Raw genomic sequence first — 20,930 nt, 5'->3', positions numbered from 1 at the left:
CGCAGGACCTGACTCCTCCTCTGCTTACTGCGTGGTCAGGCTGACGTCGTCGATGATGAACGAGGTGTCCAGCGTGGAGTCTTCGATGCCTTCGAAGTAGATCCGCACCGTCTGGCCTTTATACGCGGTCAGGTCAAACGTCTTCTGCAGGTATGACGCGCCTTTGTTCAGGTTCGAGTAGGTCGCCAGGGTCGCGAGCACGGCGCCGGTGCTGCTGCGCACCTGGACCTTCAGGGTGTCGTAGGCGCTGGTCGTGGTGGTCTCGCTCGATACTACCTTCAGCCAGAAGCTGAGCGACGCAGACGTCACCGTCGATGGAATCGCGACCTGCTGGTACGCTGTGTCGGTATGCACCGCGCCGTAGCCGTCGAGCCATGCCTTCCAGGTTCCGGCGTGCGCCGGCTGCGTCGCATCCGAAGTGATCACGCCGCTCGAGGCGGTCCACGATGAGGCGCCCGATTCGAAGCCGCCGTTGACGATCAGCTGCGTGGCCGCATTGCTGACGCTGAAGCTGGCCGCGCTCGACGTGGCGACGTTGCCGGCGGCGTCGTAGGCTTTCGCGGTCAGCGAATGGCTGCCGTTGGTCAGCGTGGTCGAATCGAGCGTCATCGAATACGGCGAGGTGTTGTCGGCGCCTTTCAACACGCCGTCGACGTAGAACTCGACGTTGGTCACGCCCACGTTGTCGCTGGCCGTAGCCGACAAGGTGATGGTGCCGCTGGCGCCGCTCTCGCTTGCGCTGACGGTCGGCGCCGTGGTGTCGGGCGTGCCGTTGCTGACGCTGAATGTCGTCGTCGTGGAAGTGCCGACGTTGCCGGCCGCGTCGTAGGCCTTGGCGACCAGGCCATGGCCGCCGTTGGTCAGCGTAGTCGAATTGAGCGTCATCGAATACGGCGCGGTGTTGTCGGCGCCCTTCAACACGCCGTCGACATAGAACTCGACGCTGGTAACGCCGACGTTGTCGCTGGCCGAAGCCGACAAGGTGATGGTACCGCTGCTGCCGGTTTCGCTGGACGACACGGTCGGCGCCACGGTGTCGCTCGACGAGGTCTGGGTGACCCAGATCGGCGCCGACCACAGGATCTTGCCGTCGTTCTGCGTGACCTTGGCGTAGTAGAAGTGCTCGCCGTTGGCCGGGGTGATGGTGGTGTTGGCGCTCGTCGACAGCTGGGTCACGGTGCCGTTGCGGCCCGGGACGCCCTCGTAGATCAGCGAGGTGGTGACGGTCTTGCCGCCGCTGCTGGCGAAGTTGGCCACCAGGTTCAGCGCGCCGCTGTTGGTGAAGCGCTCGCCCATGATGTGGCCGTTCGCGGTCAGCACCAGCTGCGAGCCCTTGTCCATCGTCGCGAACACGCGGCGCGCCTGGAGCGCGGCGATGAAGCTGGCCTGCGTCAGCGCGGTGCCGTTCGGGATCAGCACGCCGGTGCGGTTGGTGTACGAGGCGCCCCAGTTGGCGCAGTGGTTGTCCTGGTTGGTGGTGAAGGCGATATGGTAGCCCGCTTCGAGCGCCTTCTTGCAGGCGCCCTCGTAGGTGCTGTTGCTGGTCTCGGTCTCGGTGGTGTTGGTCGAGAAGGCCGAGGTGTTGAGCACCTCGCACATCGCCATTGCCTGGTCGCCGTCGGCGGTGTAGCCGAACGGGACGGCGTTGACGAGGAACTGGCCGGTGCCGGACGGGTGGTTGAACTGGCCGATCCAGCCGCGCTGGCGCATCAGGGTGTACATGCCGGCATAGTCGTTCTTGGTGGTGAAGGTGTCGGCGATCAGCTGGCCGCCGCTGTTGTACTCCCATCCCAGCAGCTCATTGCTGTTGAAGACGTTCATATGACCGCCATTGGTGATGACGCCCCACTCCATGCCGTACACGCCCAGGAAGTTCGGATTGGCGGCGTTGAAGCTGGCCGCGGCGCTCAAGCCGGACTGGTACAGCGCCTTGGCGACGGCCGGATCGGCCGACGCGTTGGTGTTGTCCGAGCCGTCGTACATGTGGTTGTGCTCCGACGTCATCAGGATGTCGAGGCCCTTGTTCATCGCGTAGGTGTAGGCTTCGGCCGGTCCGCCGGCGGTGCCGGACTGGGGATTCTGGGCGCCGACGCAGGACGACAGCGCGCCGCCGCCGTCGCTGTGGTTGGTCTGGCTGTGCAGGTTGCCGAAGTAGACCGTGTACGGCAGCGAGGCCGGCGCCGGCGCGAAACCGTTGACCTGGCTCGCAGCCTTGGCGTCCGCCCTGGCCGGCTTGATCGACGGCGCCGGCAGCGCCTGGAACGCGGGCATCACCGGCGCATCGAGCTGGCCCACTGCGATATCCCACTCCTGGTCGACGCGCTCGTCGCCGCCGGCCGCCAGCATCGCATCGACCTGCGCCTCCGTCACCTTGCCCTTGATGGCGGCATCCTGCGACACCGCGGCCAGGCGCACCTGGTAGACGCCGTCGCGCATCGCGCGGCTGTCGTCGCGGCCGGCCCAGCGCACCGGCACCTTGACCGCCTTGTTCGACAAGGCCTCGACGCCGTGCCAGCGCTGCACCACCTCGCCCGACGGCGCCACGATCTCGAGGCGCCACACCACGTCCTGCGCCGTCGCCACGTGCGGATACTCGAACTGAAGCGTGAAGGTGCGGCCGTCGGTGGCGCCGTTGCCGGTGTACGGCGCGTGCAGGGTAGCTTCGAATTCGCGGTGGTCCGCTTCGGACGCGATGACGGCACTGGCGGCGCTCAGGGCGAGCAGGATGGCAAACCGCGGCAACAACTTGGTGGTGATGGCACGACGCATTGGATTTCCCCGTATCTGTAAATTGTTATGTGAGATGGGTGAAGCCAAGCAATGTTGAGCGGCAATCGTGTCTTTGTCATGACATTCCAATGACATTAGAAAATGCTGTGGCAAAAATGATGAAAATGTCAATTTCTGGACAAAAATCGGCGTAATGTCTAAAAATTCGCGCTTCTCCGCGTTATTGCTGGGTGACCCACACCGGTGCGGACCACAGCATGTTGCCGTCGTCCTGGGTCAAGCGGACGTAGTAGAAGTGCTCGCCGGCGGCCGGCGCGATGGTCGTCACCGGCGTGCGCGACAGTTCACCAACCGTGCCGTTGCGACCCGGGACGCCCTCGAACATCACCACTGACGACACGGCCTTGCCCTGCGTGCTGGCGAAATGCGCGACCAGCGACAGCGGCCCGCTGTTGACGAACCGCTCGCCCATCACGTGGCCGTTGGCGGTCAGCACCAGCTGCGATCCCTTGTCCATCGTCGCGAACACGCGGCGCGCCTTGAGCGCGTCGAGGAAGGCGGCGTGCGTCAACGGGGCGCCCGTCGGCAGCAGCACGCCGGTGCGGTTGGTGAACGACATGCCCCAGTTGGCGCAGTGGTTGTCCTGGTTGGTGCTGAAGGCGACGTGGAAGCCCGCTTCGAGCGCCTTGTTGCAAGCGAATTCGAAATTGCTGCGGCGGGTTTCCGATTCGGTGGTGCTGGTCGAAAAGGCGTTGCTGTTGACGACCTCGCACAAGGCCATCGCGGCGTCGCCGTCCCGCGTGTAGCCAAACGGGACGCCGTTCACCAGAAACTGGCCGGACTGCGAGGGGTGATTGAACTGGCCGACCAGGCCGCGCTGGCGCATCAGGGTGTACAGCTTTGCGTAGTCGCTCCTGGGCGTCAGCGATTCGGCCAGCAGCTTGCCGGCGCCGTTGCGTTCCCAGCCAAGCAGGCGGTTGCTGTTGAAGATGTTGAGGTGGCCCCCGTTGGCGATCACGCCCCATTCGAGCGCGTACACCGCGAGGAAGCCCGAGTGCGCGGAATTGAAATCCTTCGCCGCGTTCAGGCCCGCGCGAAACAGCGCCTTCGCCGCGGAGGGCGTGGCCGCGGGATTGGTGCCGGCCGAACCGTCGTACATGTGGTTGTGCTCCGAGGCGACCAGCAGGTCGAGGCCGTGATCGCGCGCGTAGGCGAAGGCTTCAGCCGGGCCGTGCGTCGAGCTTTGCGGCTCCTGCGCGCCGGTGCAAGTGGCGAGGTCGCCGCCGCCATCGCTGTGCGAGGTCTGGCTGTGCAGGTTGCCGAGGTAGACGTCGAACGGCAGGCTGCCCGGCGCCGGCGCCATCGAAAGCGCCCCTGGACGTCGCGCCAGCGCGCTAAAGGCGGGCATCGCCGGCACGGCGGCGCGGCCGACCGCTATCTCCCAGCTTTGCTCGACGCCCTCGCTCGCGCCGGCCGCGCGGGCCGCGGCGCGCAGGCGCACGCGGTAGATGCCGGCCGGCGCGGCGGCGCTGCCGATGCGGCCATCCCAGCGCACGTCGACGCCAACCGGGTCGCGATACAGCGACTGCTCGCCATGCCATTCGCGCGCGGTGCGGCCCTCGGGCGCAATCAGCTCGAGCGTCCACGCGACGGTCTGCGGCGCGGCAACCAGCGGGTAGTCGAATGCGAGGCTGAAGGTACGCGGCTCGCCGGGGGCGGCTTCGCCGTGGTACGGCGCGTTGAGGGTCGCGCCGAATTCGCGGTGGTCGGCTTCGGACGCAGAGGCGCCGGCGCACAAGAGCAAAAAAAGGAAGGGGATGCGGAGAGTGGAGAACATGCTTGCCCCGTTTGCTGGTTGCGATCGGCAATTTGATGATCGCAAGCTGGCAAATCGGCAAGTTGATGCGAGAACGGCAATAGTCGAGTGCCGTTGATGCCTAGTTGATATTGATTAATTGGAAAGCAGAAGGAATTTCTGGATACCAATCCGCGGCGCGGACCAAGGGCGGGGTCAGGTCCATCGGACCTGACCCGGGTTTGTCGCCGCCGCCCGAAAGCTTAGAAGTGCGCTTCGGCCCGCAGCATCGGCGTGCTCGCGCGCTGGCCTTTGCCGCCGGTGGTCGCCGCGGTGTTGCCGAACTTGTTGTTCCAGTACTGGTACTCGACGCCGATGCGGAAGGTGTTTTTCTTCGCGCCGACATAGTCGCCCACGTCCATCATCAGCTGCATGTCGATGTTGGTCTCGGTGCCGGTCTGGTTGCCGACTTCATCGCGGCCCTTCGGCGCGATCAGGTTGGCGAAACCTTCGAACTTGATGCGGTCGGCGACCGGGATGCCCCACGCCGCGGTCAGCATCGGATGGATCTTGTAGGTGTAGCGCCCGGTCAGGGTCGAGATCGGCGCGAAGGCGCCGCTCGGCGCATTGCTCTCGTGCAGAACCAGCAGGCTGGTATTCAGGAAGCCAGGCACTTTCCACATCAGCGTCGGGCCCAGCACCAGCATGCGCTTGCGCGAGTTGTAGCCGACGTCGTTCTTGGAATTCCAGTCGAAGCCGCCGGTGATGCCGACGCCCGATACCGGACCGAAGCCCATGTCGACGCCGCGCACCTTGCCGATGTCGAGTGTGTTGCGGTAGAGCGCGTAGACTTCCTGCGCGCCCGAGCGCTGGGTCAGCGAACCGGGATCGCTGGAGTCCGACTGCAGCAGGTCGACGTTGAAGAAGTTGCTGCCGTATTGGTAGCCGCTGGCGTGGGTCAGCGCGAAGATGTTCTTGCGCACGTCAACCGGGTTGAACGGCTCGGCGAATTTGGTGCCGACGCGATAGCTGATGGAGGTGTCGCTCCACTCCGCCGCGGTGGCGGAGGTGGAGGAAACGAGCGCCAGGGCGGCGACGATGAGGGATGATTTAAGTGACATGATGAGCTTTCGACACCGAAGTAAGCCCGGTGTTCATTGAGGGAGCGGGCATGTTACAGCGCATCAACCCTGTCGGGCTACCTGCAAACGCACCTCATGCGTCCTTCCGTCGTCAGCAAGCGACACTGTGTTGTCTTCCACATCACGGCCGTCCACTTTCATCCATCCATCGACGCCGGCGACCACGGTAATTTCGTAGTTCGAGGTGCGATAACGATAGTGCAACTTGAACGTTTCCCAACCCGAAGGCAGGTGCGGCGTGATGGTCAGTTTGTCGGCGGCCAGCGACAAGCCGAGCAGCGATTCGACGATCAGGCGATACATCCAGCCCGACGAACCTGTGTACCAGCTCCAGCCGCCGCGGCCGATGTGCGGCGACACCGCGTAGACGTCGGCCGCCACCACGTAAGGCTCGACCTTGTACAGCGCCGCGCCTTCCGGCGTGCCGCCGTGCTGCACCGGATTGATCATGCGCAGCAGCTCCCAGGCCTTGTCGCCCTGCCCCATCTTGGCAAACGCCATCGCGGTCCAGATCGCGGCGTGGGTGTACTGGCCGCCGTTCTCGCGCACGCCCGGCACGTAGCCGCGGATGTAGCCCGGATTGAGCACGCCCTTGTCGAACGGCGGATCGAGCAGCTGGATCAGGCCGAAGTCGCGCCGCACCAGGCGCTGGTCGACCTGCTCCATCGCGCTGGCGGTGCGCTCGGGATCGGCGGCGCCGGACAGCACGCCCCAGCTTTGCGAGATCGAGTCGATCTGGCATTCGTCGTTGGTGTGCGAGCCGAGCGGCGTGCCGTCGTCGAAGTAGGCGCGGCGATACCACTTGCCGTCCCATGCGTTCTTCTCGACGTTGGCCGCCAGCTGCTTCGCTTCGTTGCGGCAGGTGTCGGCGAAGGCCTGGTCGTCGTGCAGCACGGCGACTTCGGCGAACTTGACCAGCACGTCGTACAGGAACCAGGCCAGCCACACCGACTCGCCCTTGCCTTCGTTGCCGACGCGGTCCATGCCGTCGTTCCAGTCGCAGGTGCCGATCAGCGGCAGGCCGTGTTCGCCGAAGCGCAGGCCGCGCTTGATGGCGCGCACGCAGTGCTCGTACAAATCCGCGTTCTGGTGCGAGTGGCCCGGCATGTCGTAGTAGGACTCTTCTTCCGGCGCCAGCATGCGGCCTTCGAGGAAGGGCGCCGGCTCGCTCAGCACCCCGGTGTCGCCGGTGCCGATCACGTAGCGGTGCGCCGCCAGCGGCAGCCACAGGTAGTCGTCGGAACAATGGGTGCGCACGCCGCGGTCCGACGGCGGATGCCACCAGTGCTGGACGTCGCCTTCGACGAACTGGTGCGCCGCGCACAGCAGCAGGTGCTCGCGCAGGATTTGCGGTTGCGTGTGGATCATCGACATCGCGTCTTGCAGCTGGTCGCGGAAGCCGAACGCGCCGCCGGACTGGTAGTAGCCGCTGCGCGCCCACATGCGGCAGGCGATGGTCTGGTACATCAGCCAGCCGTTGGCGATCACGTCGAGCATCGGCTCGGGCGTTTCGATGCGCACCGCGCCGAGCACGGTGTCCCAGTGGTCGCGCACCATGTCGAAGGCCGCTGCCGCCGCGGTGCTGCCGTTATAGCGCTGCACCATGCCGCTGGCGTCGGCGKTGCGGCGGCCGCCTACGCCGAGCATGAACACCAGCTCGCGCTCCTGGCCAGGCTGCAGTTCGATCGCGACCTGGATCGCGGCGCACGGATCGAGGCCGGCGCCGACCTTGCCGGACAGGCGCGCGCGCATCATCGCCGCCGGATTGCCCAGGTTGCGGTTGCGGCCGATGAATTCGTTGCGGTCGCAGGTGACGCTGCGGTTCTGCGCCTCGACCTGGAAGAAGCCGACGCGGCCGGTGAACTCGGTGTTGTAGGCGTTGCGCGCGAACAGGGCGCCGGACAGCGGATCGAGCTCGGTCACGACGTGCATCGACTGCTTCGGCCGCAGGTCGCCCAGCACCCACTCGACGTAGCCGGTGACGGACAGCTTGCGCGGAATCGTGCTGTCGTTGCGCAGTTTAATGACCGAATACTTGATCGGCGCGTCGAGCGCGACGAAGGTGGTCATCTCGCTGTGGATCGATTCCTCGTCGTGCTCGAACACGCTGTAGCCGAAGCCGTGGCGCGTGGTGTAGCCGTGGTTCGAGCGCACCGGCAGCGCGGTCGGCGACCAGAACCTGCCAGTATGTTCGTCGCGGATGTAGAACGCTTCGCCGCCGCTGTCGGCCACAGGGTCGTTGTCCCATGGCGTGAGGCGGAATTCGTGGGCGTTCTCGCTCCAGGTGTAGGCCTGGCCCGATTCCGACACCACCGAACCGAAGGTCTGGTTGGCCAGCACGTTGACCCACGGCGCCGGCGTGCGGTGCGTGGAATCGGTGTGGATCACGTACTCGCGGCCGTCCGGCGTAAAGCCGCCGATGCCGTTTTCCAGCACCAGCTCGCGCTTCGGCGCGGGCGCCATCGACAGCTTCTGGTAAGGCTCGGGGCGCGGCTCGAACGCCGCCAGCGGCAGTTTCGGGAAGGTCGGCGCGGCGCGCTTGATCTGGTCGGCCAGGCTGCCGCGCGCATCGCTCAGGATGGCGCGCGCGACCGACTGCATCAGCACCCGGTCTTCGTTGGAGATCTGGTCGAGCAGGCGCACGAAGATGCCGCCCGGACGGTCGATCGCCTGGGCGTCGATGCCGGAGGCGATCAGGCCCATGATCTGGTCGTGCAGCGCCTGGCGGTAGCCGGACTGGTCCTCGTACCAGATCACCAGGTCGACCGTCAGGCCCTTGAGGCGCCAGTAGGCGTGCGCCTGCACCATCTGGCGCGCTAGGTCGATGTTGGCCGGATCCTTGATCTGCATGAGGACGATCGGCAGGTCGCCCGAGATTGCGTACGCCCACAGGCCGGACTGGCCGCGGTGGTTGCGGATCAGGGTCTGGGCGTCGGCGCGCAGGCCGGCGTTCGGGTAGATGATCGAGCTGGCCAGGCGGCTGTACAGCTGCGCGTCGGACTCGCTGGCGTTGAGCTGGCGCAGCACGACCTGGCTGTGGGTCCAGGCCAGTTCGAACACGCGGTCGGCCAGGTGGCGGTCCTGGTATTTGTCGATCAGGTGCATGGCCTGCTCGCGCGTTTCGGTCATGCCGGTGACGACGTCGAGGGTGATGACCTGGTCGGGTTCGAGCGTGACCTTGTAGCGGATCGCGACGACCGGGTCGAGCACCGAGCCTTCGCCGCCGCCCAGCGGCTCGGCTTCGAGCATCGCGCGCGGGGCGACGGTGCTGTTGGCGCGGCCGATGAATTCGGGACGGCTGGTCTCGAAGCTGGCGTCGAGCAGCACGCCGTCGTGCACCGTCATCAGGTTCAGCAACCATGGCATGTGCTCGTCCTTGGCGCGCGGACGGCGGGTGCACAGGATGGCGTTCTCGTTGCGCAGGATTTCGGTCTGCACGAACAACTTGGAGAACGCCGGATGGGCGTTGTCGGCGGCGGCCGGCGCCATCACCACTTCGGCGTAGCTGGTGAATTCGATGGTGCGGCGCGTCGGCGACTTGTTGGTGATGCGGGTGCGGCGCAGTTCGATGTCGTCTTCCGGCGACACCACCATTTCGGTGTACAGGTCGATCCCCTTGTCGCTGCGGCGGAATTCGGCGCGGCCTTCGGAGAAGATCACTTCGTACTTCTTCGGCTCGACCAGGGTCGGCTGGAAGGTGGTCGACCAGAAGGCGCCGCTGTCGACGTCGCGCACGTAGCAGAAATTGCCCCAGTCGTCTTCGGTGGCGTCCTCGCGCCAGCGCGTCACGGCCAGGTCCTTCCAGCGGCTGTAGCTGCCGCCGGCGGAGGTGACCATCACGTGGTAGCGGCCGTTCGACAGCAGCTGCACTTCCGGCTGCGGCGTGCTGGTGGTGCTGATGATCCGCATCGGCATCGACACTTCGGTGACCGGAGCGCGCATCGCGGCCAGGTCGGCGGTGTGCGAATGGAAGGCGCCGGTCTTCGGCACGCGCTCCTGCAGCACCAGCATGGTGGCCTGGAACAGCGGGTCCGATTCGAAGCGGCGCTGCATCGGCCGGTCGTGCAGCAGGTAGGACAGCGACAGGAAGCCCATGCCCTGGTGGTGCGCCATGAAGGAGCGGACCACGGCGTAGTCCTGGCCGCGCGGCAGGCGGGTCTGGGTGTAGTCGATCGCCTCGTAGAAGCCGTACTTGCCCATGAAGCCCAGGCCGGCCATGCGCTGCAGGTTCTCGCACGACGCCTCGGCATCGACCATCAGGCCCATCATGGTGGCGTAAGGCGCGATGACCAGGTCGTCGGCCAGGCCGCGCTTCATGCCGGTGCCCGGCACGCCGAACGCGCGGTACTGGTAATTGAGGTTGGCGTCGACCGTGTTGTAGCCTGACTCGGAGATGCCCCACGGGACCCCGCGCTGCTTGGAGTAGTCGACCTGCGCCTTGATGATGGCGCGGTAGGTCTGGTCGAGCAGTGTGTTCTCGTAAGTCGGCATGACCAAGAGCGGCATCAGGTACTCGAACATCGAGCCGCTCCATGACAGCAGCAGCTGTTCGCCGCCGACGATGCACAGCTGGCGGCCCAGCGCGAACCAGTGCTCCTGCGGGAACTGGCCCTGGGCGATGCCGACGAAACTGGCCAGCCGCACCTCGGAGGCGAGCAGGTCGTAGCAGCTGGCGTCAAGCCGGCGGTCGGTGACGTTGTAGCCGATCGCCAGCAGGTTGGTGGTGGTGTTGTAGAGGAAGCTGAAGTCCATGTCGGCGAAGGCGCGCGCACGGGCGGCCAGTTCGTCGATCTGGACCAGGCGGCGCTGCGCCGCGGCGGCCCCTTCGGCCACCAGCTGCGTCAAAGTGTGCTGGCGCGCGCGCTCGGCCGGGGCCAGGTCGCTGCCGGCGCCGCCGCTCATGGTGAAGAAGGCCAGTTCGCGCAGGGTCGGGATGCGGGTCAGGCTGGAGTCGACCACGTATTCCTGCGCGGCGCGCATCCACGGCGCCAGTTCCAGCAGCTCGGCGTGGGCGTTGCGGCACTGGGCAGCGAGCTTCTCGCACCACGACTGCAGGTGCGGCTCGGCGTCCGGCGCCAGCGCGGCGACGATGGCGTCGGCGGCGCGCAGCAGGCCGGCGGTGCCATGGGTCAGGCCGGGCAAGGTGGCGGCGTCGCGCTCGGCTTCGGCCAGCACGCCGCGCATCGCGAGGATGGCGTCGGCGACCGCCGGGCCGGCGTCATTGGCGTGTTCCTGCACCAGCTGCAAGGTAATCGAAATCCCGTCCAGCGTGCGCGGGCTGACGATCGGGTGGTCGGCCAGCGCGCTCAGGCCTGGGGCCAGCGTCAGCAGATGTCCGGCCAGGTTGCCGCTGTCGACCGAGGACACGTACATCGGCTGCAGCGGCGTGAGCGAGATGGTGTCGTACCAGTTGTAGAAGTGGCCGTGGTAGCGCTCCATCTTGTCCATCGTCGCGAACGCTGCGCTGGTGCGCGAGAGCACCTGGTCGAGCGTGGCGAAGCCGAAGTCCCAGGCGGTCAGGTTGGCCAGCAGCGACATGCCCATGTTGGTGGGCGAGGTGCGGTGCGCGACCACCCAGGTCGGATGCTCCTGCATGTTGTCGGGCGGGAGCCAGTTGTCCTCGGCGCCGACGAAGTCTTCGAAGAAGCCCCAGGTGCGGCGCGCCAGCGTGCGCAGGAATGCCGACTGGTGCGTGGAGAGTTCGGCCGCTTCGCGCTCGAGCGGAAGGCTGATCCACCAGGCGATCACGGGCGACATGAACCACAGCAGCAGGATCGGCGCGGCGGCGAACAGCGCCACCGGGTTGAGGAAGGACAGCATCACCGCGGCGCCGATGGCCAGCGCCGGCGCGAACCACATGCGCCGCCAGTTGGTTTCCATGTTGGTCGACGAGCGTGCCAGCGATGACGGGCGCCATTCGAGCAGGTTGCGGCGCGTGACCAGCATGCGCCAGCCGGTGCGCACGATGGCGTCCAGGCTGAACCAGGCTTCGTACGGCAGGAAGGCGGCCTGCAGCACGGCGTGGCCGAACATCAGCTTGAGGCTGGAGGTGCCGCTGGCCATGTGCTGGCCCCAGCGCATGTCGTGCGGCTTTTCGATCAGGCCGAACAGGGCGTTCACAAACGTCGGCAGGAAGATCACCGCGAGGATGGCGGCGCTCCAGAACCACGGCGAGGGCAGCAGCGCCCAGGTCACCAGCAGCAGCGCGGTGAGCACCGGGGCGACGACGCTGCGGCGCAGGTTGTCGAACAGCTTCCAGCGCGACAGCGCCGACAGCGGATTGGGCTCGCGCTTGCCGCCGTGGGCGGGCACGCGCGGGAACAGCCAGCCGGCCAGCTGCCAGTCGCCGCGGATCCAGCGGTGGCGGCGGCTGACGTCGTCGCTGTAGCGCGACGGGTAGTTTTCGTAGAGCTGGGCGTCGGAAAGCAGGCCGGCGCGCAGGTAGCAGCCTTCGAGCAGGTCGTGGCTGAGGATCTGGTTGTCGGGCAGGCGGTTGGCCAGCAGGCGCTCGAACACGTCGACGTCGTAGATGCCCTTGCCGATGAACGAGCCTTCGTAGAACACATCCTGGTAGACGTCGGAGACGGTGCGGGTGTAGGGGTCGATGCCCGGCTCGCCGCCGCACAGGTGCTCGTAGCGCGAGGCTTCCTCGCTCGGCAGCGAGGCGGTCACGCGCGGCTGCAGGATGCCGTAGCCTTCGACCACGCGGGTGCCGTCCTTGTCGAGGCGCGGCTGGTTCAGCGGGTGCGCCATGGTGGCGATGAACTGGCGCGCGGAGTCGCGCGGCAGCTGGGTGTCGGAGTCGAGCGTGATCACGTAGCGCACGTTCTCCAGGCCGCAGGTGTCGCCGACCACCAGCGAGAACTTGTCGCGCGCGCCGCCGCGCAGGAAGGCGTTGAGGTCGGACAGCTTGCCGCGCTTGCGCTCGAAGCCGATCCAGGCGCGCTCGCTTTCGTTCCAGCGGCGCGGGCGGTGCAGCAGCAGGAAGGGTTCGACCGGGGCGTCGATGTCGGGCACGCCGTCGAGCATCGGCACGCCGACCGGGCTCGGGCCTTCGGGGTCCTGGTACTTCAGATTGAGCTGCTGGATCAGGCGCGTGGCCTGCGCCAGCAGTTCGGCGTCGTCCGGCATCGTTTCGCTGGGCGCGTCGGCGAAATCGGTCAGCAGGCAAAAGCGCAGGCCGGGATCGCGGTTGGCCAGGTAGCGCACTTCGAGCGCTTCGACCAGCGCGGCGACGTTGTCGGGGCTGTACAGCAGCGACGGCACCGCGACGATGGTGCGGGCGTCGTCGGGCAGGCCTTCCTTGAAGTCCATGCGCGGCAGCGGGTGCGGTCGGGTCAGCTGGGTCGCCATGAAGTTGACCAGCGCCAGCGCGAGCTGGCTGGCGCCGATCGCCGACAGCACGCCGAGCAGGATCAGCAGGCCGCCTTCGAGGCCGTTGCGGTACGCGTGCAGGGTGACGCTGGCCGTAAACAGCACGGTGAAGACGAGGATGGCGCCGAGGTAGGAGGCAAGCGGCGCGGAGCGGCCGATTCTGGCGAGGGCTTCACCAAATGCGGTGCGCACCGCGAGGCGCTTTTCCAGCGCCGGCAGGCCTTTGCCGACCAGGTAGTAGCCGATGTGGCGGGTGCGCATGTCGAGGCCGCCCTTGGACGGCTCGCGGTTTTCCTGCGCCAGTTCGAGCGCCTGGGTCGCCACCTGCACTTCGGTGTAGTCACAGCGCTTGGCCAGCTGCTCGACCACGTGACGGTAATTGTCGCGCGTGGCGAAGTCCATCTTGCCGTAGGTGTCGGCCGGGTCGCAGCGCAAGGTCTGTTCGACCGCGCTCATGGTCTCGACGAACTCCTGCCAGTCCATGGTGCCGAGGAAGCGCAGGCTGCCGATGCTGTTGCTGATGGTGACCTGGTCGGCGGCCTGCTGCTGGATTTCGGCCTGGATCTGCTGTTCGATGGTCAGGCCGACGTCGGCCAGGCGGGTGGTGACCCATTGCAGCGCCAGCGTCAGCGCCGAGCTTTGTCCCTGCAGGCGGCGCGCCAGTTCGGCGACGAAGCCGCTGGTCATCGGCTGGCGCGAGCGCGCCATATCGGCCACCAGCAGGATCAGGTCGGACGGGTTCTTCTCGGCCGTCTCGCTCATCTGGTCGGCCCAGGTGTTGGCGCGGTCGCGCTGGGTGCGGTTTTCGTACACGCGCGCGGCGACGCGGCGCAGGTTTTCGATCAGCGCGAGGCGCAGCATGATCGGGATCGCCCACAGTTCGCCCAGTTTCAGCGGGGCGATTTCCTGGTAGGCGTCGACGAAGCGCGACAGGCTTTCCGGGTCGACCCGGCCGTCGCCGTGGGAAATGATTTCCAGCGCGATTTGGTAGACGCGGGGATTGCCTTCGACTTCTTCGTTGGCCAGCCGCGGCAGCTCTTTGCTGTAGTCCTTCGGCAAGTGCCGGCGCGCGGTGCGGATCTGTTCTTCGATCAGGTAGAAGTTGTCGAGCAGCCACTCGGACGCGGGGGTGATCTGGCGGCTGGCCTTGATGGCGGCCGTCAGTTCGCCGCAGGTGCCGGCGATCACTTCGGCGTTTTCGGTGAGGCGGGCCAGCAGGCGGTCGGGGCCGCCCTTCTTGCTGAGCTGGTGATGCGCGGCAAGGTGCTTGCCGTGGGTGGCCATCTGGGCCGCGCTGAACAGCTCGGAGCGCAGCGGCAATTCATCCTCGGGACTGGTGCTGCCGTCGAGATTGTTGCGGATGGCGTTTTGCCATGAGTAAAGCGTATCCGACAGGATGATTTTTTCTTGATTCAAAGGTGACCTCGCATTAGGCGTGAAATGCCAATCCGCACGAATAACTACGGGTTGCGACCGGGTCGGTTCAAGGCGGGAAGCATGAGCGAACGGCTGCCTCCATAGTAAAACGGGGAGGTTTCGGTGACTGTGCGCCAACGTACAGAACACCCCGCGCGCCATTGAGCGGACGCAGGGCGCGGGGGCTGTGTTTACGCTCTGACGGGAGGTTCTTTGCTCGGGGAAAAATCAGCTGGCGAGGGCGAGGCCGCCGGCGAGGTGCCAGGCGTTGTCGTAGCCGAGCAGGCGCAGGCACTGCATGGCGCGCGCGCTGCGGTTGCCGCTGCGGCAGAAGAACACCAGGGGGCGCTGTTCGCCCTGCAGCCATTCGGCGGCGCGCTGGCGCAGGGCCGACAGCGGCACGCATTCGATCGCGCGGCCACGCCAAAGCTGCGCCGCGCACGCGGCCTGCTCGTAGGCTTCGCGCACGTCGACCAGCACCGCGCCGGGATGGTCATCGAGGAAGGCGGCCAGCGCCGACGGGGCGATCTCGCGGCCAGGGTCGACCGGCGCCGCGGCCGGCAGGTCGGCGGCAGCGCATGGCGCGTGCGCGCGCAACGCGGCGCCGCAGCGCGCAATGCGCTCGCAGGCGGCGTCGATGAAATCCTGGTCGGCCATCGGGCCGAACGACATGCGGATCGCGGCGCTCGCTCGTTCGGCGGACAGTCCCATCGCCTCGAGCACGTAGCTCGGCGCGGCCTTGGCGGCGGAACAGGCGGAGCCCGCGCTGACGCGCACGCCGGCGGCGTCGAACAGGTCGAGCAGCTCCTTGGCGGCCAGTCCCGGCACCGAGAAGTTGAGGGTGGTCGGCAGCGAGTGCTCGAACGCCATGTTGAAGACGATCGCCGGGAAGGCGCCGCGCAAGGCGCCGGCCAGCTGGTCGCGAAAGCCGCGCAGCTGCTGGTGCGTGCGGAACGCCACGCCGTCTTCGAGCGCTTCGAGCACGGCGCCCAGCGCGGCGATGCCGCTCATGTTTTCGGTGCCGGAGCGCTGGCCGGCTTCCTGGCCGCCGCCCATCATCAGCGGCGTGAAGGGCGCGCCCTCGCGTACGTACAGCATGCCGACGCCCTTCGGCGCGTACAGCTTGTGGCCGGAGAACGGCGCGTAGTCGATGCGGGTGGCGGCCAGGTCGAGGCGCAACTTGCCGAGCGCCTGGACGCTGTCGACCATCCACAGCGCGTCCGGCGCGCAGTCGGCCAGCACGGCCTCGATGCCGGCCAGGTCGGAGACGACGCCGGTCTCGTTGTTGGCGGCCATGGTGCAGACCAGCGCGGCGCGCGGCGCCAGCTGGCGCAGCAGGTCGAGGCGGTGGCGGCCGGCGCCGTCGACCGGCAGCGCGTGCAGCGCCAGGCCGGTGCCCAGCACGCGGTTCCAGTGCGCCAGGCTCTCGGGCACGGCCTTGTGCTCGGTGGCGCCGTACAGCAGCAGTTCGCCGGCCGGCTCGCCTTGCAGCTGGCGCTCACGGACCGCGCACAGCGCCGACAGCACGGCGGTCTGGATGCCTTCGGTGGCGCCGCTGGTGAACATCAGGCGGCCGGCGCCGGCGCCGAGCAGGCGGCGCGCGCGCGCCCGCACCGCATCGAGCATCGCCTTCGCTTTCAGGCCGGCGCAATGGCTGCTGCTCGGATTGCCGAAGCGCTCGCGCAGCGCGTCCTCGGCGGCGGCGATGGCGGCCGGCAGGGTGGGCGAAGTGGCGTTGGCGTCGAGGTAAATTTCGGTGGTCATCGGGGGCAACAAAAAAAGGCTGGCGGAACATGCAGAGTTGGTTAATATGTTACGGCGTTGCAACGTAGAATACATACTAAAAACTGTCGCAATTTTTCCCAATGAAGTACGTTCATTCTAAAAATAGACCAAAAATATAATGAATTCACTAGACAAGTTTGATTGCGCAATACTTTCCGCACTGCAGTCCGATGCAACGCTGTCGATCGCCGCGCTCAGCGAGAAGGTCGGGCTGTCGAGCACCCCATGCTGGAAGCGCGTCAAGCGGCTCGAGGAAGAAGGCTATATCCAGAGCCGCGTCACGCTGATCAACCGCCACAAGGTGGGGCTGCCGGTGACGGTGTTCGTCAGCATCCGCACTTCCGAGCACGACGAGAAGTGGCTGGAGCGCTTCGCCGCCGCGGTGATCGCGCTGCCCGAGGTGCTGGAATTTCACCGCATGAGCGGCGACGTCGACTACCTGCTGAAGGTGGTCACCACCGACATCGACGGCTACGACCGGTTCTACAAGAAGCTGATCGCCAGCACCGCGCACCTGACCGGGGTGTCGTCGGCGTTTTCGATGGAGCAGATCAAGTACTCCACCGCGCTGCCGCTGGAACTGATCGCGCGCGACCTGCCCGCCTGATTATCACGAGGAGAACACCCGCATGACCAACAAGAAAATCATCCCGCTGACGCTGGCGGCGCTGCTGTGCGCATCGGCGATGGCCGACGACCAGGTGGTGAAGATCGGCCTGTCAGGGCCGCTGTCGGGCGCGAACGCGTTTGCCGGCAAGGACAACGAGAACGGCGTGCGACTGGCGATCGAGGAATTGAAAGCGAAGAAGGGCCCGGCGGTGGCCGGCAAGACGCTCAGGTTCGAGCTGATGTCGGAAGACGACCAGGGCGATCCGAAGGCCGGCGTGAACGTGGCGCAGAAATTTGCCGACGCCGGCGTCAGGTTCGTGCTCGGGCCGTACAACTCGGGCGTGGCGATTCCGGCCTCGCGGGTCTACAACGATGCGGGCATCGTGATGTCGACGGTCGGCACCAATCCGAAGATCACCCAGGGCGGCTACAAGGCGGTATTCCGCATCGTCGCCAGCGACACCCAGGTCGGCGCGGCGGTGGCGCAGTACGCGGCCAGGTCGCTGAAGGTGAAGACGGTCGGCGTGATCGACGACCGTACCGCCTTCGGCCAGGGCATCGCCGATGAATTCATCCGCCAGGCCAAGGCCTCCGGCATGACCGTCGCCGGCCGCGAGTTCACCACCGACAAGGCGACCGACTTCGCGGCCATCCTGACCGCGCTGAAGGCGAAGAAGGTCGATGCGATCTTCTTCGGCGGCTATGCGCCGCAGGGCGCTCCGATGGCGCGCCAGATGAAGCAGCTGGGCCTCTCCGCCAAACTGCTTGGCGGCGATACGCTGTGCAGCCCGGAGATGGGCAAGCTTGGCGGCGACGCGGTGGGCGCCAACGTGCTGTGCGCGCAGGCCGGCGCGATCCTCGACAAGCAGGCCAGCGGGCCGGCGTTCCAGGCGAAATACAAGCAGCGCTTCAAGCAGAATCCGGACGTGTACGCGGCGCCGTTCTACGACCAGACCATGTTCATCGCCGAAGCGATCCGCGCATCCAATTCGCTCGACCCGTCGGTGGTGGCGGCGGCGCTGCACACCATGAGCCACAAGGGCGTCGTCGGCACCTATGCCTACGATGCGGCCGGCAACCTGAAGGCGTCCACGGTGACGATGTACACCTTCAAGGACGGCGCGCCGGTCCCGCTGGCCAAGTGAATCACGCCGCGCTGGCGATCGCCCTGCTCGCGGCAGTTCCCGCCGGCGCGGGAGAACGCGTGGCGTGGATGTGGGACAAGGCGGAGATGCCGGCGTGGTCGGCGCGGCATGCGGCGCTGCTGGACCGGCATATCCTGCTCACCGCCGATGCGATCCGCACGCGCGCCGGCAATCATCTTGCGGTGCCCTCCTCCACCCGCGTCACGCCGGTGCTGCACGTCGAAGTGAGCACCATCCATCCTCCCGCGAACATCGAGGCGAGCCGCGCGGCGATCGTCGGCGCGATGCTGCGTGCCGCCGCGCACAGCACGTCGGGCCGGGTCCAGCTGGACATGGAAGCGAAGCCTTCGCAGCGCGAGTTCTACCGCTCGCTGGTGCGCGACGTGCGCGCCGCGCTGCCGGCCGAAGTCGCGCTGAGCGTCACGGCGCTGGGCTGGTGGTGCCGCGCGCCGGCGTGGCTGGACGGACTGGCCGCCGACGAGGTGGTCCCAATGTTTTTCAGGATGGGGAAGGACGGCGCCGCTCTGCGCGAGCTGGTCGAGCGCGCGCCGCAATCGCTGCATCCGCGCTGCCGCGGCGGCAGCGCGGGATTTTCGCCGCAAGAACCGTTTTCCGAACAGGCCACCGGGCGCTATCGGCGCACCTACTGGTTCGACTATCACGCCTGGCGCGAGGGCGCCGCTCCGAGGACTTCCCGATGAAGAAGATACTGATCGCTGCCTGCATCCTGCTTTTGGCAGGCGCCGCCGGCGCAAGCGGGTTCATGCCATACGACCGCTTCGTCAACCACACCACACCCGATCTTGCGCCGGAACGCTTCCAGGCTGGCCAGCTCGGCGTGCTGCAGCCGCATTACGAGCGGGTCTACCTGTATGCCGCCTGGCGCGCGATCGCACTCGGCGCCGGCGGCCTGAAGGCGGCGCCGAATCCGCCGGGCGGCATCCTGCGCGCGACCGGCGCGGCGTATTCCGGATGGGACGACTATGGCCAGGAGCGCGCGATCCAGCTGGCGTGGACGAACGCCGCGGCGCAGGCGTTGAAGCGCGCCGCGCCAGCCGCCGACAAGCCCTTCCCGTTCATCGATTGTCCGCACGAGACCTATGTGTTCGCCACGCGCACGCTGACGCAACTGGCGCAGCGGCCCGACGCGACGCCCGCGCGGCTGCAGGCATGGGTCGAGGCGCAGGAGGCCGTGTTTTCCTCCTGCAGTGCGGCCCTGCCAAGCTGGTTCCAGAGGCGCCAGGAGGTGTTGCCGATTCCAGCCGAACTGCCGTCGTCCGAAGGCGCATGGGCGCAGTTGCGCGGCTACCAGGTGGCGGCGGCGCACTTCTACAACGGCGACTATCCCGAAAGCGCTCGGCGATTCGGTGCGATCGGCGCGACGCCGGGCCATCCGATGCGCGAGTGGGGCGCCTACCTGGCGCTGCGCGCGCAGGCACGCGACGCGGGTCGGCAAGTCAAGATCGACACGCCCGACATGACCGAACGCGCCGAAGCGCTGCGGGCGCAGGCGCAGCGCATCCTCGACGATCCGTCGCTGGCGCCGCTGCACGAAGCGACGCGCGCAGCTGTGCGGGCGATGCTGGCGCGGATCACGCCGCGCGCGCGCTTCGAGCAGATCAGCGCGAGCCTGGATAATCCGCGCAACGATCCTTATCAGCTGGACTACCTGGGCGACTGGCGCGTACTGGCGGCGGAGCAGTTGAATATGTTCAGCCGCGGGCGAAGCGCCGACCTGGTGCAACGCCATGATTTCATCGACTGGATCATGACCCTGAACGGCTGCGACTTCTTCGGCCCCGGCAAGTGCGCCGAGGACCGCGCGCACGCGCTGCAGAAATGGGAAGCGACCGGCGCGCGCACCTGGATGGTGGCTGCGCTGATGACCTCCGAAACCCTGTCCGCCTCGCTCGAACTTGCCGCCCTGCGCGTGGCGCCCGGTGCGCCGGAGTATCCGACGGTGCGCTACCGCCTGGCGCGCAGCTACCGCTTGAGCGGACAAGCGGCCACGGCGCGCGCGATCGACGACGCCATGCTGGCCGTGCCGATCGAGTCGCCCAGCATGCGCAACCTGTTTTTGCAGGAGCGCTTCGCGCTGGCCACGTCGAACGCCGAAGCGGCGCAATACCTGATGCGCAAGGTGGTGCGCGAGCGCGACGGCGATACCGGCGAAAGCGGCAAGGCGACCGCCGCGCGCACGCCGGCGTCGGATGGCCGGAAATGGATCAACTCCGCGCTCGCGGTGTCCGACCTGCTGGAGCTGGCGCAGGAGCGCGCGCTCGACCAGCCGCTGCGCAACGCCATCGCCGCGATGGCCTGGTTGCGCGCCGACCTGCTCGGCCAGGGTGATGCCGCTCTGCGCGCGGCGGCCATTCTCGAGCCGAGCGGCGAATTCACCGACGCCGCGCGTGCTTACCGGGCGGCCGCGACGCCGGAAGCGCGGCGCCACGTCGTGCTGCTGGCCGCGCTGCGGCTGCGGATCACTACGGCGCTGGACGACTACGAGCCGCACCTGACGCGCGCGTTCAAGCCATTCAGCGTGGACGACACCGCGGCTTCCAACTGGTGCCGCGCGCGTGTCGCCGACCGCTACGGCGCCAACGATCCCGAGCAGCCGCCGGCGCCGCCTGAAACAGCGATCGAACCGGCGCAACGCGCTAGAGAATTCGCGGCGCTCGATGCGCTGCCGACGGCGACCGGTTTCATCGGCAAGCACGTGATGCAGCGCGCGCAGTCGCATCCGGACGATCCCGAGCTGCCATGGCTGCTGTACGTGGTGGTGCAGTCGACCAAGGGCGGGTGCCTGGACCCGGATTCCCATGCGCTGTCGAAGCAGGCATTCACACTGCTGCACAAACGTTTTCCGGACAACGAGTGGACGCGCAAGACGCCGTACTTCTATTAGAGTACTCACAAAATCGGGTCCCGTCCGCA

The 20,930-nt window shown here is 67.1% G+C and carries 9 protein-coding genes; 4 read left to right on the top strand and 5 right to left on the bottom strand.

The genetic code is table 11. The annotated features are described in order from the left end of the window. Positions 1–24: 24 nt before the first annotated feature. The 5 genes from AC1D02_RS21125 to AC1D02_RS21105 form a co-directional block, all read right to left on the bottom strand. The gene (locus AC1D02_RS21125) at positions 25–2,769 is read right to left on the bottom strand and encodes an Ig-like domain-containing protein (protein ID WP_477320433.1); all 2,745 of its coding nucleotides are present in this window, start codon (positions 2,767–2,769) and stop codon (positions 25–27) included. A gap of 181 nt (positions 2,770–2,950) precedes the next feature. Beyond that, positions 2,951–4,567, bottom strand: a complete 1,617-nt coding sequence (locus tag AC1D02_RS21120) for a CehA/McbA family metallohydrolase (RefSeq protein ID WP_477320432.1) — start codon at positions 4,565–4,567, stop codon at positions 2,951–2,953. A gap of 221 nt (positions 4,568–4,788) precedes the next feature. Continuing rightward, entirely contained in the window at positions 4,789–5,646 is an 858-nt protein-coding gene (locus AC1D02_RS21115; RefSeq protein ID WP_477320431.1) for an outer envelope protein, read from the bottom strand. A 63-nt stretch (positions 5,647–5,709) separates the two neighbouring features. Continuing rightward, positions 5,710–14,457 (bottom strand): glycoside hydrolase family 94 protein, encoded by an 8,748-nt coding sequence (locus AC1D02_RS21110; RefSeq protein ID WP_477320430.1) that lies wholly within the window; start codon positions 14,455–14,457, stop codon positions 5,710–5,712. A 228-nt stretch (positions 14,458–14,685) separates the two neighbouring features. Next, a complete protein-coding gene (locus AC1D02_RS21105; protein WP_477320429.1) occupies positions 14,686–16,221 on the bottom strand; it encodes an aminotransferase class V-fold PLP-dependent enzyme in 1,536 nt (511 codons plus the stop codon). 139 nt (positions 16,222–16,360) lie between these two features. On the opposite strand from AC1D02_RS21105, the gene AC1D02_RS21100 reads away from it, so the two are divergent. From AC1D02_RS21100 to AC1D02_RS21085, 4 genes are read left to right on the top strand one after another with little or no spacing between them, the layout of a single operon-like run. Continuing rightward, the gene (locus AC1D02_RS21100) at positions 16,361–16,849 is read left to right on the top strand and encodes an Lrp/AsnC family transcriptional regulator (protein ID WP_477320428.1); all 489 of its coding nucleotides are present in this window, start codon (positions 16,361–16,363) and stop codon (positions 16,847–16,849) included. Positions 16,850–16,871: 22 nt separating this feature from the next. Next, the gene (locus AC1D02_RS21095) at positions 16,872–17,996 is read left to right on the top strand and encodes a branched-chain amino acid ABC transporter substrate-binding protein (RefSeq protein ID WP_477320427.1); all 1,125 of its coding nucleotides are present in this window, start codon (positions 16,872–16,874) and stop codon (positions 17,994–17,996) included. Then, on the top strand, positions 17,993–18,697 hold the full coding sequence (locus tag AC1D02_RS21090) for a hypothetical protein (RefSeq protein ID WP_477320426.1): 705 nt from the start codon (positions 17,993–17,995) through the stop codon (positions 18,695–18,697). Before AC1D02_RS21095 ends, AC1D02_RS21090 begins: the two co-directional genes overlap by 4 nt. Continuing rightward, positions 18,694–20,901, top strand: a complete 2,208-nt coding sequence (locus AC1D02_RS21085; protein WP_477320425.1) for a hypothetical protein — start codon at positions 18,694–18,696, stop codon at positions 20,899–20,901. Before AC1D02_RS21090 ends, AC1D02_RS21085 begins: the two co-directional genes overlap by 4 nt. The last annotated feature ends 29 nt before the right edge of the window (positions 20,902–20,930 follow it).

The organism is Massilia sp. P1_C10, assembly GCF_056406475.1.
This window is presented reverse-complemented; position numbering and strand designations above follow the sequence as displayed.

Bases quoted from the DNA above. Each gene is read 5' to 3' on its own strand.
- AC1D02_RS21125 (WP_477320433.1), bottom strand. From the start codon at position 2,769: ATGCGTCGTGCCATCACCACCAAGTTGTTGCCGCGGTTTGCCATCCTG.
- AC1D02_RS21120 (WP_477320432.1), bottom strand. From the start codon at position 4,567: ATGTTCTCCACTCTCCGCATCCCCTTCCTTTTTTTGCTCTTGTGCGCC.
- AC1D02_RS21115 (WP_477320431.1), bottom strand. From the start codon at position 5,646: ATGTCACTTAAATCATCCCTCATCGTCGCCGCCCTGGCGCTCGTTTCC.
- AC1D02_RS21105 (WP_477320429.1), bottom strand. From the start codon at position 16,221: ATGACCACCGAAATTTACCTCGACGCCAACGCCACTTCGCCCACCCTG.
- AC1D02_RS21100 (WP_477320428.1), top strand. From the start codon at position 16,361: ATGAATTCACTAGACAAGTTTGATTGCGCAATACTTTCCGCACTGCAG.
- AC1D02_RS21095 (WP_477320427.1), top strand. From the start codon at position 16,872: ATGACCAACAAGAAAATCATCCCGCTGACGCTGGCGGCGCTGCTGTGC.
- AC1D02_RS21085 (WP_477320425.1), top strand. From the start codon at position 18,694: ATGAAGAAGATACTGATCGCTGCCTGCATCCTGCTTTTGGCAGGCGCC.